This is a genomic window from Ensifer sp. GW821-FHT05G01 (genome assembly GCF_059419585.1).
Genome location: NZ_JBWKSC010000001.1, coordinates 470,885 through 486,465 on the forward strand (window position 1 = coordinate 470,885; position 15,581 = coordinate 486,465).

Consider the following 15,581-nt stretch of genomic DNA (forward strand, 5'->3'; position numbering starts at 1 on the left):
CCGTCAGGCGACAACGCCTTCCCGGGTCTTCCTTGCGATGACATCCTCGTAGGCTGCCTGCAGGGTGGCGCGCACGCGCGGCGGGCCGTCGAGGGGTAGGCCGAGATGCTCACAGCGAAGCTCGTCCATGAAGCGGTCCCAGAGATCGGGGCCGCCGGTTTCCATCAGTTCGGCCCGGATGCTGAGCTCTTCGCTCACAGCTAAGTAGCGTCGCCCCCAGGCGCCCAGATGCGCCATGATCGGCACCAGCGCGATGGTCATTTCGGTGAGGCTGTAGATCGCCTTCTGCTTGTGCGTCGGGTCGTCGGTCTTGGTCAGCATGCCCTCGTCGACCAGCATCTTCAGCCGATCGGCGAGAATGTTCGAGGAGATGCCTTCCTGCGATCGCAGCAGTTCGCGAAAATGCCTTTTGCCGCCGAAGATCATGTCGCGGATGATCAGCAGGCTCCATTTGTCGCCGAAAACCTCGAGCGAGAGATTGATCGGGCAGCCGGAGCGATGATCGTCTTTCATGGGGACCTCTTCAAAACTGCTTGCATTATTGCAGCAGTGGAATTATCTTGCAACTGCTTTTGAAATGAAAGCAGTTTCCGATGGGCGAATACGGGCGATGAAACGCGCGCACCGGCCCTTCAGGACGGAACGAGGAGGAGGAGAAGATCATGAGCGCCAATTCCGTGGAGCATGCGAGCTTCACTATCGAGCGGGTTTTCAAGGCGACGCCTGAGCAGGTCTTTCGTGCCTTTGCCGATCCGGCAGCGCACGACCGCTGGTTCGTCAAGGCCGATGGTTGGCCCGTTGCCGAATACAGCCACGACTTCCGCGTCGGCGGACGCGAGAACGGCCGGTTCAGCAAGGACGGCAAGACCTTCTATACCAACGACACCATCTACCTGGACATCGTCGAGAACCGACGCATCATCTCGGCCTATACCATGGCGGAGAACGAGCGGCGGATTTCCGCTTCGGTGGCAACGGTCGATATCCAGCCGCATGGCGCCGGCGCGCGCATCGTCTTCACCGAGCAGGCCGCCTTTCTCGACGGGTTCGACAAGGTTGAGTATCGCCGGCAAGGTTGGGAAGAATTGATCGCGGCGCTTGGCACCGAACTGGGCGAGGCTCAGGCTGCCGCCTGATCCGATTGGCGACTGGTGTCAGGCGAGGGCGGCCAGCGCGCTGCCGGCAATGCCGAAGGAAAAGACGGCGAGGCAGACGGCGGCAATGCGGCGCGGCAGACGCGACGTTCGCGCGCCACGCGAGAGCTGCACGAGCATGGCTCCGGCGCCGATCCACAACGAACCGCCGACAACAACCAGCAGCGAAAACCCGGCAATCCAGGGCAGCGTCGCCGCAAGGCCCGTCTGCGGCAGAAGCACCAGTGCCACGATCAGGGCCTTGGGATTGAGCAGCGTCGTCACGAACACGTGCCGAATGGTGATCTCCGTCGAGGTCCGGCTGTCGTCGCCGGTGGTCCAGAGTGCGTAGGCAAGGAAGAGCACCCAGCAGGCCGCAACGATCCTGAGCGCCAGCCCGATCTGTGGATGCGCCGCCAGAAACGGTGCCAGCAACCCCACGGCCGGAATGATCACCGAGAGATAGCCACCGAGTTCGCCCAGAAGCAGCGGCGTCGAGCGCTTGAAGCCGGCGGATGCTCCCGAAAGCCAAAGCAACGTGTTGGTCGGGCCGGGTGTGGCCAGAAGCACGAGGGCGGCGAGGGTGAAGGCGAGCGGCTGCATCTTTGAAGACCCGGTTTCGCGGCAATAGAGCCGTCATCTACAACATTGCGCGTCAATCTGCATACCGTCCAGTTGGCGCGGGACTGAGACATTCTGCGGCACCCGGGACGGGCGACCTCGCCCCGTTTCTCCCTCTGTAGCGACGCGGTCGGCCCGAGGTCTTGATCTCCATCAAGTGTTGGCCGTAGCGCCACACCAAGATTTCGCGACAGGGCTGGCTGTCGGCACCTCTTCCACGCACAACGGCGGCACGCTATCAGACGGGCGCTGCCGCCTTCTCTCCCGGCTGCCTTCGGGGTTTTCCATGAACAAGACAGTGCTTTCCGGCATCGTGATGACGACGTTTTCCTATTTCCTGTTCTCGCTGCAGGATGCGTCGGTCAAATGGCTGGTGGTCGGCTACTCGGTCTGGCAGATCCTGTTCACCCGCAGCATCACCATTCTCCTGCTTTGCCTGGTGATCGGCCGGGGCAAGCTCGTGCGCCGCGCGATCTCGTCGCCCGTCATCAAGCCGCTGTTCGTGCGCAACCTGTTGCTGCTCGCCGCCTGGCTGTCCTATTTCAATGCCGCCCGCGATCTCGGTCTCGCCGAGATGACCACGCTCTACTATGCCGCGCCGATCGTGGTGACGCTCTTGGCCGTGCCGATCCTGAAGGAAGACGTGCCGCCGATCCGCTGGTTCGCGGTGCTGCTCGGCTTCGTCGGCGTGTTGATTGCCTGCGATCCGCTCGGAACCGGCATGAAACTGTCCCTGCCGGTCTTCCTGGCGCTGATGGCCGCCGTCTTCTGGGCGATCGGCACGGTGATGCTGCGCAAGACCGCCCTTCAGGAAACGACGCTGACGCAGATGACGATCTCCAACGTCTTCTTCATCGGCATGACCGGTGTTGCCGTCGGCTTCTTCTGGACGCCGCCGGCGCTGTTCGACGTCGCGCTGATGGCGGGCACCGGCGTCATTGCCGGCATCGGGCAATATGCGATGTTCGAGGGCATGCGGCGGGCACCGATCTCGGTGATCGCCCCGTTCGAATACACCTCGCTCGTCTGGGCCTTCGGGCTCGGCTTCCTGATCTGGGGCGATATTCCGGCCACCAACGTCTTTGCCGGCGCCGCGCTGATCTTCATCGCGGGCGTGACGATCATCGTCGGCGAGCGTCTTGCGCATCGGCGTGCTGTTGCCGTTCAGGGTGTAGGCCCCCAGGCGTAACGGCCGACGCCTGCAGGCGTCGCATCAAGAAAGAAAAGCAGCCGGGGCTTCTGGTCTTTCAGCGTCCCGAGGCCTCCCGCATGCCGGGAATACGACCGCTCACCCGGAAGAACAGGTGCGAGGTGACGAGGACCGAGGGATCGGCGAGGTGCCGATCCAACGCCTGTAGTTCGACTTCGAGTTCGGCGCGGCCGATGAAGCCTTCATCGACAAGGCCCTCGCGGACATTGGCGATGAAATCGCGCAGGATCGGCCGCCGGTCATGCCCGGGCGGATAGACGTGGACGACCGCATCCGTGCTGAGCGCCTCGACGCCAGCCTCGCGGAAGAGCCGCTGTGTGCGGCGGCCGATATGCAGGTCGATGCCGCGCGCCGCCGAATACGCGACATAGGCGGCCAGAAGCCGATCCCAGGCGGCAAGCGGCGGATCGCAGACATGGGCGAGGAAATCGGCCTCGAAGCTGGCGATCCAGCCGCCCGGTTTCACCAGGGAAACCATCTCGCGCACGATGCGTTCCGGCTCGGGCACGTTGACGAGCACCAGGCGCATATGGGCACCATCGAAGGAACCGCGCGGCAGGCCGGTGGCGTAGGCGTCACCCTCTCGCACCTCGACCTGTCGCAAGGCATGGCTCGCGACGAACCGACGCGCCAGCTCGACGAAGTGGGCATCGCGCTCGATGCCAAGCACAGAGCCGGTCGGCCCCACGCGTTTGCCGAGCAGATGCAGCACGCCGCCGGGACCGCAGCCGAGATCGAGCACGCGTTCACCCGGTCGAATACCGATCCGCTCGAGCTGTTGGTCCGAGTCTGGCGCGAGATTGGCGATCTGCCGTTTCAACCGTTCTTCCTCGGGCCCGGCGCGTCCAAGCAGATAGAGATCAGGCTCGCTCATGGCGTCTCCCCCTCTGGTCGACAGGAGGATGCGCCTGCACAATTCGCCCGTCAACGTTCGCGGCGTCGGCGGATTCTGGTTAGTGCGAAGGTCGTGGCGCACCGCTCGCGCGTGTCTCTGGGCCCGCAACTCCTTGCTCCGTTCGGAGGCAAAAGCCGTGTTGACGACAAACAAGCCGAGCGTAATGGCTTGCTCGTTTGGTCCTACAGGCGCAGGAGCGCCAACGCCACCGTGATCCGCGGACGGATATCCGTCGCCGGAACCGGGGCCACCAGACCGAGTGCCATGCGTCGCAGTGGTTCGGCGATCACCATGGACAGGATCAGGTCGCTCGCCATCGTCGCATCGGCCACATCGATGAGGCCGCGCGCCTTGTGACGGGCGAGCCAGTCGGCCAGCAGCGCTCGCGAACGCTCGACCCCGTTGCGATCGTAGATCGAAAGGATCTCCTCTCGCGCCGGGATGTCACCGACGAGCAGTCGGAACAGTCCGACTGCGTCCTCGCAAAGCACCCGCTGCGCAATGGTCGACAGGATCGCCTCCAGGATCGCCGGCACCTCTTCGGCACTTGCCGCCTCGGTCGTGAAAGCGGGCAGGAACGTATCCGTCCAGTTTTTCACGATCAGGCCGAACAGCGCCTCCCGGTCGCCGGCAAAGCGGTAGACCGTCTTCTTGGCGACGCCGGCCTGTCTGGCGACCGCCTCCATCGTCATCGCGGCATAGCCGTGCTGGAGCATCAATTTCGTTGCAGCAGCGATCACGGCCGCGGCGAGTGCCTCTTCCGGCCTTGCCGGCCGGCCCCGTCGTTTTTGCGTCTCCGCCTCTGTCGTCGGCAAGGCATGGCTCCGTTTGACAAATCTCGCCGACAGGCATAGTGGATATTTAGGAAACGTACAACGTTTCCTAAATTGATTTCTCACATAAGAGGATGAAACATGTATGTCAGTACCGATCACGCCCGCGCCGGTATCGGCTTTGTCACCGACTTACTGGATCCTGTGCCGATGCGGCTCGAAACCGGCATCAGCCGGCTCGAGACCGGCGCCCTCGTGGTCGCCGTCAGGACCGAGCTTCCCGGCTGCAAGGGCCGAATGCTCGATTGGTGGTTCAAGCATTTCGACACAACGGAACACCTGTCCTGGTGGCACCCGCTCGATCACGTCGCCCACAACGGCTGGGACGCGCATCGCATCAAGGGAGAGCGTTATGTCGGCGCCACCATCCGCGCGGTCGAGAGTCTCGGCGATATTCCGCCGGTGCCCGCAGTCATCAAGTTTCATGAACCGGGCGAGGTTTTTGGTCAGGGCATGTTCGACCAGGCGATGACGACCGGCCGCGCCTCCGCCGCCGTTTACGCCCGCATTGGGTTCGGCGAGCAAGTGCGTCTGGATGAAAACGGCGATCCGCGCGACGGCCAGATGGTGCATGTCGTGCGCGATACCGACCAGGGCGCGGTGCTGCGCAGCCGCTTTGTTCTCGGCCTGGACGCTGGCGTAAGCCATCCTGTGCCGGATGCCATAGGCCTCGGCCTCCTGCAGCACTGCTACACCGAGTTCAGCTATCTCGCCAAAGTGCTACCGTCGCTCTACTGGGCCGATCCGGCCAATCGCGCTGATGTGCCGGTATTGTGGTAACCGAGGGCAGGTTATCCGTGCCCCGAAACGAAAACAGGCTCCGCGAGGAGCCTGTCTGCATGTTTGCCCAGAGGCTGCTTAAGCCGCCTGCTTCTTCTCGCCATAGGGGTCGAAGCGGCCGTAGAAGGTCTCGCCACGCTCGGCCATTTCCTTCAAGAGCGCTGTCGGCTTGAAGTGGTTGCCATAGTCCTTGGCGAGCTTCTCGCACAGCGCGACGAAGGCCTTGGCGCCCATGCCGTCGATGTAGGAGAGCGTGCCGCCGGTGTAGGGCGCAAAACCGAAGCCGAGGATCGAGCCGACGTCGGCTTCGCGCGGATCGGTAACGATGCCTTCTTCCATGGTGCGGGCGGCTTCGAGCGCGATCGTTGCGAGGAAGCGGCTCTTCAGCACCTCGACGTCGATCTTGTCGGCGTTCTTCTGCGGATAGAGCGTCTTCAGCTCCGGCCACAGATACTTCTTCGCCGGCTTTGCCGGATACTCGTAGAAGCCCTTGCCGTTCTTGCGGCCGCGGCGGTCGAGATCGTCGACCATCTTGTTGATCAGCGCCATGTGCTTGGGATCGACGGCCTTTTCGCCGAGATCGGCAACGGTGGCCTTCAGGATCTTCTGGCTGAGGTCGATCGCGACTTCGTCGTTGAGCGACAGCGGCCCGACCGGCATGCCAGCCATCTTGGCGGCATTTTCGATCATCGCCGGCGGCACGCCTTCGATCAGCATGTCATAGGCTTCGTGGATGTAGCGGAAGACGCAGCGGTTGACGTAGAAGCCGCGCGTGTCGTTGACGACGATCGGCGTCTTCTTGATCGCGGCGACATAGTCGAGTGCTGTCGCGAGCGCCTTGTCGCCTGTCTCCTTGCCGAGGATCACTTCCGTCAGCATCATCTTCTCGACCGGCGAGAAGAAGTGGATTCCGATGAACTGGCCGGCACGCTTGGAATTCTTGGCAAGGCCGGTGATCGGCAGCGTCGAGGTGTTGGAGGCAAAGATAGTGCCTTCGCCGATCACGGACTCGACCTTCTCGATCACGTCCTTCTTGACCTGTCGGTCTTCGAACACGGCTTCGACGACGAGACCGACATCCTTCAGGTCGTTGTAGTCGGCAGATGGCGTGATGCGGGAAAGCAGCGCTTCGCCTTCTTCCATGGTCAGGCGGCCCTTGCCGACGGACTCCTTCACCAGGCCTTCCGAATGGGCTTTGCCTTTTGTCGCCGCTTCCATGTCGCGGTCGATCAGTGTCACGGCGATGCCGGCGGCAGCCGTCACATAAGCGATCGAGGCGCCCATGAAGCCGGCGCCGACGACGCCCACATGCTTGAACTCGGACTTCGGCACGCCGGCCGGACGGCGGGCGCCCTTGCCGAGTTCCTGCATCGAGACGAACAGCGAGCGGATCATAGAGAAGGCTTCGGTCGTCTGCAGGATCTCGGTGAAGTAGCGCTGCTCGATCTTCAGAGCCGTGTCGAACGGAACCTGCAGGCCTTCATAGACGCATTTGAGGATCGCGATGGCGCCGGGATAGTTGCCTTGAGTCTCGCGACGCAGGATGCCGGAAGCGGCCGGCCAGAGCTGGGCGGACGCCGGCGTCCAGATACCGCCGCCGGGCACCTTGTAGCCCTTTTCGTCCCAGGGCTGGACCGGCTTCAGGCCGTTCTTGATCATTGCCTTGGCGGCATCGACCAGCTTGTCGGGGTCGACCACTTCATGCACCAGGCCCATCGCCTTGGCGCGGGCTGCCGTCAGCGACGAGCCTGTCGTCATCATCTGCAGCGCGTCCTGCGCATTGGTCAGGCGCGGCACGCGCTGGGTGCCGCCGGCGCCCGGGAAAATGCCGACCTTGACTTCCGGCAGCGCGATCTTGACCGACTTGGAGTTCGAGGCGACACGGCCGTGGCAGGCGAGCGAAAGCTCGAAGGCGCCGCCCATGCAGGTGCCGTTGATCGCCGAAACCCATGGCTTGCCGCAGGTTTCGAGCTTGCGGAAGAGACCGGTCATCCGGCCGACGAGGTCGAAAAGCTTCTGGGCGGCATTGGCCGGATCCTTCTTCTTTTCTTCCTGCTGGAAGGTGAACATCGACTTGATCATCGAAAGGTCAGCGCCGCCGGAGAACGACGACTTGCCCGACGTGAAGACGACGCCCTTGACGGCGGCATCGGCCGTCGTCGCGTCGACGATGGCGTTCAGCTCTTCCATCACCTCCTGGGTGAAGACGTTCATCGACTTCTCGGGCATGTCCCAGGTGACAAGGGTTATGCCGTCGGCATCGGTCTCGATCTTGAAATTGGTATAATTCGTCATGGTTCTCCCCCTCAGTAGAGAATGGGTTCGATGCGCAGCGAGATGTTCGATCCGCCGCTGTAACGTTGTTTGGTGGTGTTGGTGGCGATCAGCCTGCCGTCGCGCTCGACGCGGATGGTGAAGCCTGCATCGACAGCCTTGTCGAGTTCGGGTTTCGGCACCTGCAGCACGAAGGGCACGCGGTTCGCCTTGCCGTCGCTCGACACGGAAGTCTCGGCAATCAGCTTGGCGGCCACATCCATCACGCCCTGCTCCTCGAGCCGGATGGTGACGGTGCCGGCCGGAACCGGGCCATTGGCGACATTGGTGATCGCACCGGTCAGCGTGAAGCTGTCGCCGCCTTCCTCCTCGTCGGACACGCAAGCCGAGACTGCAAGCAGCCCCAGGCTCATCAGTCCGAGAAGTGTGCGGCGGGTCGCATCCATCGTCAGACCCTTTCGATGATCGTGGCGGTGCCCATGCCAGCGCCGATGCACAGCGTCACCAGCGCGGTGTTGAGATCGCGCCGCTCCAGCTCGTCGAGCACGGTGCCGAGGATCATTGCGCCGGTCGCGCCGAGTGGATGGCCCATGGCGATCGCGCCGCCGTTGACGTTGATCTTGTCGTGCGGAATGTCGAAGGCCTGCATGTAGCGCAGCACGACCGCGGCGAAGGCCTCGTTGAGCTCGAAGAGGTCGATGTCGGAGAGCTTCATGTCGGCGCGCTTGAGCAGCTTCTCGGTGACGTCGACCGGGCCGGTCAGCATCAGCGCCGGATCGGAGCCGATATTGGCGAAAGCGCGGATGCGGGCGCGGGGCTTGAGCCCCATGCTTTCACCGCCGGCCTTGGAGCCGAGCAGCACGGCGGCAGCACCGTCGACGATGCCCGAGGAGTTGCCGGCATGGTGCACGTAGTTGATCTTCTCGATCTCCGGATGCGCCTGGATGCCGACGGCTTCAAAGCCGCCCATTTCGCCCGGCATCTGGAACGACGGGTTGAGCGAGGCGAGCGCCTGCATGTCGGTGCCGGGACGCATGTGCTCGTCGCGGTCGAGAATGGTGAGGCCGTTCTGGTCCTTGAAGGGGACGACGGACTTCTTGAAGTAGCCCTTTTCCCAGGAATGGGCGGCGCGCTTCTGGCTTTCGACCGCATAGGCATCGACGTCGTCGCGGCTGAAACCGTATTTGGTGGCGATCAGGTCGGCGGACACGCCCTGCGGCATGAAATAGCCCGGCAGGTTGACGGAGGGATCCATGAACCAGGCGCCGCCGGACATGCCGAGGCCGACGCGCGACATCGATTCGACGCCGCCGGCAATGACGATATCGTCGGCGCCCTGGGCGATCTTCGCCGCGCCGAAGTTGACGGCATCGAGACCCGATGCGCAGAAGCGCGAGATCTGCATGCCGGGTGCCCGGGTGGAATAGCCCGCTTCAAAGGCGGCGGCCTTCGGGATCACAGCGCCGGCATCCATCACCGGATCGACGCAACCCATGATGATGTCGTCGACGGTCGCCGTATCGAGCCCGTTGCGGTCACGCACGGCCTCCAGCATCTTGGCCGCAAGGCGAACGGACGGCACTTCGTGCAGCGATCCGTCCTTCTTGCCACGGCCGCGCGGCGTGCGCACGTGGTCGTAAACGAAGACTTTCGTCATGTCTCATCTCCCTTTCGGCAGCACCATCCGGTGCCGCCCGTCAAACAGTTTGAAATCGAACGGCTCAGAACGCGGCCGCGTCGAGCGCCATCACGGTGTCGGCGCCGGTCTCGATGCGGGCCTTGCGCAGCGCCGTTTCCGGCAGGATCCTTTCCATGAAGAAGGTCGCGGTGATCAGCTTGTTCTTCAGATAGTCCGCGCGTGCCGTTTCGCCAGAGGCCAGTTTTTCCTCTGCCGTCTTGGCGATCTTCGCCCACATGTAGCCGAGCACCACGAGGCCGAAGAGGTGCATGTAGTCGGTCGAGCCGGCACCCGCATTGTCGGGTTTGGCCATGGCGTTCTGCATGAACCACATCGTGGACGCCTGCAGGTCGTTGAGGCCCTTCTTCAGCGCCTTGGTATAGGCGGACAGCTTCTCGTTGCCGCGGTTTTCTTCGCAGAAATCGCCGATTTCCTTGAACAGCGCCATGACGGCGCGGCCGCCGTTCAAGCCCAGCTTGCGGCCGACGAGGTCGAGCGCCTGAATGCCGTTGGCACCTTCGTAGATCATCGCGATGCGGGCATCGCGGACATACTGGCTCATGCCATGCTCTTCGATGTAGCCGTGGCCGCCGAACATTTGCTGCGCCATGACCGCGTGGTCGAAGCCCTTGTCGGTGAGCACGCCCTTAAGGATCGGCGTCATCAGGCCGAGGATGTCGTCGGCCGACTGGCGGTCGGTTTCATTGTCGGAGCGATGGGCGATATCGGACTTGAGCGCAGTCCAGAGCGTAAACGCGCGGCCGGCCTCGTTGAAGGCGCGGATCGTCATCAGCGTGCGGCGCACGTCCGGGTGGACGATGATCGGGTCAGCCTTCTTGTCAGGAGCTTTCGGGCCGGAGAGCGAGCGGCCCTGGATGCGGTCGCGGGCATAGTTGGCGGCGTTCTGGTAGGCGGTTTCGGCGATCGACAGGCCCTGGAGGCCGACGCCGAGCCGGGCTTCGTTCATCATCACGAACATGGCGTTGAGGCCCTTGTTCTCCGTGCCGATGAGGTAGCCCTCGGCTTCGTCATAGTTCATGACGCAGGTCGAGTTGCCGTGGATGCCCATCTTGTGCTCGATGGCGCCACAGGAAACGCCATTGCGCTCGCCCGGTTCGCCGTCACCGTTCAGCTTGAACTTCGGCACGATGAACAGCGAAATGCCCTTCACGCCTTCCGGCGCGCCCTCGATGCGGGCAAGCACCAGATGGATGATGTTGTCCGACATGTCGTGTTCACCGGCGGAGATGAAGATTTTCTGGCCGGAAATCTTGTAGGCGCCATTCCCATTTGGAACGGCCTTGCTGCGCAGGAGACCGAGGTCGGTGCCGCAATGCGGCTCCGTCAGGTTCATGGTGCCGGTCCAGGTGCCGTCCACCATCTTCGGCAGGTAGGCCTTCTTCTGCTCGTCCGAGCCGTGTACCAGGATCGCGGCGATCGCGCCCTGGGTGAGGCCGGGATACATCGTCAGTGCCATGTTGGCCGAAGACATGTATTCGCCGACGGCGGTGTGCAGCGTGTAGGGCAGGCCCTGGCCGCCGAATTCCTCCGGCACGGAAAGCCCGAGCCAACCGCCTTCGCGGTAGAGGTCGAAGGCCTGCTTGAAGCCCTTGGGCACGCTGACCGAACCGTCCTCACGCCGCTTGCAACCTTCCTGGTCGCCGGAAAGGTTGACTGGGAACAGCACTTCTTCCGCAAGCTTGGCAGCTTCGCCGATGATCGCCTCGATCATGTCGGGCGTCGCATCGGCAAAGCCGGGCAGGTTGTTGTATCGCTCGATGCCGAGCACGTCGTTCAGAATGAAGAGGGTATCGTCGACCGGTGCCTTGTAGGTGGGCATTCTTTCCTCGCCTTTTTCGCTTTCGGATCGCCGCCTCCACGTGGCCGACGTCCGGTTGCAACATGCCGGATGCACCGCCATCTGAGGGCGGCCTCGCATCGTTGGCAGGATGCTACAAAATTTTGACGTTTGCGTAAACGTCAAAAATAACGCGCGATCGAAGTTTCGTTTGTCGCTGGCTGGGCGCTGAAATCGCTGCCGCGCCGCACTCTCCATCGCCTACCCCTGCCAAATCGTTAAAAAATCCGCAGCAGTTAACCGGTTGTTTACCACGTTTAATGAAAGGTGCGTGTTGAGATGGTCAAAGCTGCAACCGGTCCGGTCCTCGCATTGTTGTAGCTTTGCCCACGTCGGAAGTGCCGCAGGGGTGAAGGAAGCCGTTTCCTTCCGTGGCGACTTTCGAGATGGCCGACGGACAGGGGCGAAGAGCACAATGAATGGATCGCGATCAAATCCTCAGCGCGCTGGCACCCAGAGCTATGGCGAGCGACCCTCGCTGGACGCCCTGAACCGGACGATCGAGGGTCTGGAGGCCCGGATCGAAGGGCTGATGAACAGTGCGAGCCGCGAACAGCCGGCTCGTCCGGTCGAGCGCGAACGTGTCGCTCCCCGCGATATCCCGTCCCCCCGTGATGCCGTTTCCGAGATCATGCAGCGCCAGCGGGCGTTGAGCACGTCGCGCGAGCGGCCGCCTTTGAGAGACCGCGTGCCGCAGCGCGAGCCGGAACGCCTGGCCCATCGCGAGCCCGAGCGTTACGTCGACGATATCAGGTCGCAGCCGGCCCGCGCCGCCGTCGCCCGGCCACAAGCTGCCGTCAATGATATCGCCGAGGCGCTTGTCGGCCTGCGCCAGGATCTGAAGCGCGACATCACCGATGGCCTCACCCGCGAAATGAACTCCCTGCGCGCCGAAATTCGCGGCATCAAGGCGCAGGCCGAGGATCACAGCTTCGCCGAGGACGTGCGCGGCGACATGCAGCGCCTTGCCGACAGCATCCAGCAGCTCGGCCGCCAGGCATCGCCCGCCCAGGCCGATGCGCTGCGTGGCGATTTCGACGATCTGCGTACGATGATCGACGGGTTGGCGCGCGAAGACAGCGTTCGCCGGATGGAAAGCCGCTGGAACGGCGTCGAGGATCGGCTGATCGCCTTCGATCAGAACCGCGATGATGAGCTGGTGGCGCTGGCCTACAGGCTCGACGAAATCAAGTCGCAGATCGGTGCGCTCGGCAACAGCTCTGCTGTCGACGTGCTTGAAGACAAGATGATCGCGGTTGCCCAGGCAATCGAGATGCTCGGCCGCCAGATACAGCCCGATGACCGTCGTCTGGTGTCGCAGTTTGCCGATCTGGATGCGCGCCTCGACGAAATCAGCCGGGCGATCGCCGCCAACAGCCGCACCGCCAGCAGCGCGGACAGCGGGTTTACCAATCGCCTGGAGAGCCGCCTTGGCGATCTCTCGCGACAGATCGACGGCCTTTCACGCCCAGTTGACACCGGTCTTGGTGCCCGCCTGGAGGCGCTGGCTGCCCGCGTCGAGGATCTCGCCAGCGAGAAAGCGGCCGCCGGCCTCGAAGAGCGCCTGGATCAGCTTTCCCTGATGATGGAGCGCAGCCACCGCAACGCCCAGCCGGATCTGACCGGTTACCTCAACGACATTTCCCGCAAGATCGAGGCCCTCGACCAGGGCAGCGTCAACGACGCGCTGGCCGAGCGGCTCGACTATCTTGCCCGCCGCATCGACGACCTCGACACGCTGAGCGCCCAACCGGTCTCCGATCCGCGTTTCGACCGGCTGGAAGACCGTCTCGCCGGCATCGCCCAGCGGCTGGAAGAAACCTATGCGGCGCCCTTCGACGACCGCGCCGCCCTGCACAATCTCGAAGCGCAGATCGCCAATCTGTCGACCCTCGTCAGCCAGCCTCGTGCCGAGGCCGCTGCCATGCCGGTGGAATTCGAGAGCCGCATGAATGCGCTCGAAGATTATTTCTCCACCAGCGACGAGTACATCGTCGAGGCCGCCCGTCAGGCGGCCGAAGCGGTGATGGAGGCCTACTCCAAGCGCGGCATGCCGCAGTCGTCAGGTGGCGGCGATCTCGCGGCGATCTCGGCCCTCGCCGACGACCTGCGCACCCTTGAAGATCTGAGCCGCTCCAGCGAGGAGCGCACGGCGCGCACCTTCGAGGCGCTGCACGAAACCCTCGTTCATATCGCCGATAAGCTCGAGCGCATCGAGGGACGCGAGCCCGCCATGGCTTCGGCGCATTACGAGGCGCCGGTGGCGCGCGAAATGCCTGTCATGCCCAAGGCGATGCAGCCGGAATTCACCGGTCCGTTCACGGGCGCCGACCTCGATGATCGCTATCAGGATCTGCAGCGCAATGTCCGCGCCCTGCAGGCGGAAGACGACGGCGTCATCGCCGCCGCGACCGCCTCTACCCATGCAACCGCCTTTGCCGGCGACGACGGCCAGGTTTCGACCATCGAGCCCGACGGCGGGCGCGAACAGCCGGCTTCCCCCCGCACCGGCCTGCTTGCCGGTCTGACCCGGCGCTTCTCGGCAAAGCGCGCCGAACCGGCTCCGGAGCAGACAAGACAGCTGGTCGAGCCCGCCCCGTCCATCGACCCCTCGGAGATGCTTGCGCCGGAAGAGGCCAATCAGTTGCTGGAGCCCGGCTCCGGCGTTCCCGACGTCAAGAAGATCCTCGAGCGCGTGCGCGCCGGCCAGATGAACCGTGGCGGCAAACAACCTGCTGACGGCGACAAGGCCGACTTCATTGCAGCGGCCCGCCGGGCAGCACAGCTGGCGGTCGAGGAAGCCGATACGCTCAACAAGACCAAGGACGGTGGGGCTGCCAGCGGCATCGGTGGTGCCTTTGCCCGTCATCGCCGGCCGATCCTGATGGCCGTCGGCGCCGTGCTGCTGGCGATCATGTCCTATCCGCTCGTCGGCACCATGCTGAAGGGCAGCAATGCGCCCGCTGCCGAACCGGTGGCGATCATCGAACAGAACGCAAGCCCCGTCGTCGAGCAACCAGCTGTCGCCAAGCCAGCGGAGATCGCCGGCAACGAGGCGCCGGCAGCCGCCGCCGTTGCGACCCAAACACCGCTCGAGGCGTTGCCGCCACTTCCAGGCGCGGCGCTCGATGAGGTCGAGCAGTCGTCCAGCGCCGTCCAGACACCTGCCGTCTCGACCCTGCCGGCAGACACACCCGCATCGACGACGGTGGCTCACGAAGCGCAGGCTCCGCTGCTTCAGCCGGTGCCGGAGGTCAAGCAGCCGACGGCCGCTTCCACATTCCAGGCAGCCCCTGCCGATGCCACGCAGGCAGGAACCTTCGCGCCGGTCACCAAGCCCGCCGACGTCGTTCTGCCTGAGGGCTTCGGCCCCGTTGCACTGGTGACGGCTGCCAAGGGCGGCGACCCGCTGGCATTCTATGAAATCGGCGCGCGCTTCACCGAAGGTCGCGGCGTCAAGGAAGATTTGGCGGAAGCCGCCAAATGGTATCAGCGCGCTGCCGACGCCGGGGTCACCCCGGCCGATTATCGCCTTGCCAGCATGTACGAAAAAGGCTCCGGCCTGACGCGCGACGCGGCCAAGGCCAAGGCCCTTTATCTGAAGGCCGCCGGTCAGGGCAACGCCAGCTCCATGCACAACCTCGCTGTCATGCTGGCCAGCGGTCGCGATGGTGCGCCGGATTTCGCTGAGGCGACAAAGTGGTTCGCCAAGGCGGCCGAACTCGGCGTTCGCGACAGCCAGTTCAACCTCGCTGTCCTCTATGCCCGCGGCAATGGCGTGCCGCAGGATCTCGAATCTTCCTACAAGTGGTTTGCCGCTGCCGCCCGCGAGGGCGATCTCGACGCAGCCGCCAAGCGCGACGAAGTCGCCAAGGCGATGAAACCCGAGCAGCTTTCGAGCGCCAAGGCCAAGGCTGACGCCTGGAAGCCGCAGGCGGTCGACGCCAAGGCGAACACGGTTGACGTGCCGGATGCCTGGATCGGCCCGGCCAACAAGACCGCCTCGATCGACATGAGCAAGGCCATCCGCAACATTCAGGCGATCCTCAACAACAACGGCTTCGACGCCGGCAAGCCGGACGGCCAGATGGGCAAGAAGACGGTTGCCGCGATCAAGGCTTTCCAGACATCCGTCGGCCAGGAGCCGACAGGTGAAATCACCGACCAGCTGGTGAAGGAATTGCTCAAGCGCAATTCCTGATCCGGCAGGGTTCGACGCCGCAATAAAGCCGCAGAACCGGGCCACAGGCTCTGCGGAGCCGAAGCTGTCCGCCATGTCGCTGAAAAGGTTGACAGCTC

12 protein-coding genes are annotated in these 15,581 nt (G+C 63.8%); 4 read left to right on the forward strand and 8 right to left on the reverse strand.

All coding sequences use genetic code 11. The annotated features are described in order from the left end of the window. Nucleotides 1-3 precede the first annotated feature (3 nt). On the reverse strand, nt 4-513 hold the full coding sequence (locus AC07UR_RS02325; protein ID WP_209787679.1) for a winged helix-turn-helix transcriptional regulator: 510 nt from the start codon (nt 511-513) through the stop codon (nt 4-6). A 149-nt stretch (nt 514-662) separates the two neighbouring features. On the opposite strand from AC07UR_RS02325, the gene AC07UR_RS02330 reads away from it, so the two are divergent. Continuing rightward, nucleotides 663-1,136: an SRPBCC family protein gene (locus AC07UR_RS02330; RefSeq protein WP_209787676.1), complete on the forward strand. Its 474-nt coding sequence runs from the start codon at nt 663-665 to the stop codon at nt 1,134-1,136. Between the two features lie 18 nt (nt 1,137-1,154). Here AC07UR_RS02330 and AC07UR_RS02335 read toward each other — a convergent pair whose 3' ends face one another. After that, a complete protein-coding gene (locus AC07UR_RS02335; RefSeq protein WP_209787674.1) occupies nt 1,155-1,736 on the reverse strand; it encodes a LysE family translocator in 582 nt (193 codons plus the stop codon). Nucleotides 1,737-2,040: 304 nt separating this feature from the next. Here AC07UR_RS02335 and AC07UR_RS02340 point away from each other — a divergent pair, with 304 nt between their 5' ends. Further along, nucleotides 2,041-2,943, forward strand: a complete 903-nt coding sequence (locus tag AC07UR_RS02340; protein ID WP_209787672.1) for a DMT family transporter — start codon at nt 2,041-2,043, stop codon at nt 2,941-2,943. Nucleotides 2,944-3,001: 58 nt separating this feature from the next. Here AC07UR_RS02340 and AC07UR_RS02345 read toward each other — a convergent pair whose 3' ends face one another. Both AC07UR_RS02345 and AC07UR_RS02350 read right to left on the reverse strand, forming a co-directional pair. After that, nucleotides 3,002-3,838, reverse strand: a complete 837-nt coding sequence (locus AC07UR_RS02345) for a methyltransferase domain-containing protein (protein WP_209787670.1) — start codon at nt 3,836-3,838, stop codon at nt 3,002-3,004. 203 nt (nt 3,839-4,041) lie between these two features. Further along, nucleotides 4,042-4,674, reverse strand: a complete 633-nt coding sequence (locus tag AC07UR_RS02350) for a TetR/AcrR family transcriptional regulator (RefSeq protein WP_209787668.1) — start codon at nt 4,672-4,674, stop codon at nt 4,042-4,044. Between the two features lie 99 nt (nt 4,675-4,773). On the opposite strand from AC07UR_RS02350, the gene AC07UR_RS02355 reads away from it, so the two are divergent. Next, the gene (locus AC07UR_RS02355) at nt 4,774-5,472 is read left to right on the forward strand and encodes a DAPG hydrolase family protein (RefSeq protein WP_209787666.1); all 699 of its coding nucleotides are present in this window, start codon (nt 4,774-4,776) and stop codon (nt 5,470-5,472) included. 78 nt (nt 5,473-5,550) lie between these two features. Here the strand turns inward: AC07UR_RS02355 and AC07UR_RS02360 are convergent, their stop codons facing one another. The 4 genes from AC07UR_RS02360 to AC07UR_RS02375 all read right to left on the reverse strand — a co-directional run bounded on the left by AC07UR_RS02360 (nt 5,551) and on the right by AC07UR_RS02375 (nt 11,264). After that, nucleotides 5,551-7,767: an FAD-dependent oxidoreductase gene (locus AC07UR_RS02360; protein WP_209787663.1), complete on the reverse strand. Its 2,217-nt coding sequence runs from the start codon at nt 7,765-7,767 to the stop codon at nt 5,551-5,553. A gap of 11 nt (nt 7,768-7,778) precedes the next feature. Continuing rightward, nucleotides 7,779-8,192 (reverse strand): YbaY family lipoprotein, encoded by a 414-nt coding sequence (locus tag AC07UR_RS02365; protein WP_173418924.1) that lies wholly within the window; start codon nt 8,190-8,192, stop codon nt 7,779-7,781. A 2-nt stretch (nt 8,193-8,194) separates the two neighbouring features. Next, nucleotides 8,195-9,403: an acetyl-CoA C-acetyltransferase gene (locus AC07UR_RS02370; RefSeq protein WP_077502872.1), complete on the reverse strand. Its 1,209-nt coding sequence runs from the start codon at nt 9,401-9,403 to the stop codon at nt 8,195-8,197. Nucleotides 9,404-9,467: 64 nt separating this feature from the next. Next, nucleotides 9,468-11,264, reverse strand: coding sequence for an acyl-CoA dehydrogenase C-terminal domain-containing protein (locus AC07UR_RS02375; protein ID WP_209787660.1), 1,797 nt, complete (start codon nt 11,262-11,264; stop codon nt 9,468-9,470). Nucleotides 11,265-11,697: 433 nt separating this feature from the next. Between AC07UR_RS02375 and AC07UR_RS02380 the strand changes: the two genes are divergently transcribed. After that, nucleotides 11,698-15,483: a peptidoglycan-binding protein gene (locus tag AC07UR_RS02380; RefSeq protein WP_209787657.1), complete on the forward strand. Its 3,786-nt coding sequence runs from the start codon at nt 11,698-11,700 to the stop codon at nt 15,481-15,483. Nucleotides 15,484-15,581: the final 98 nt, after the last annotated feature.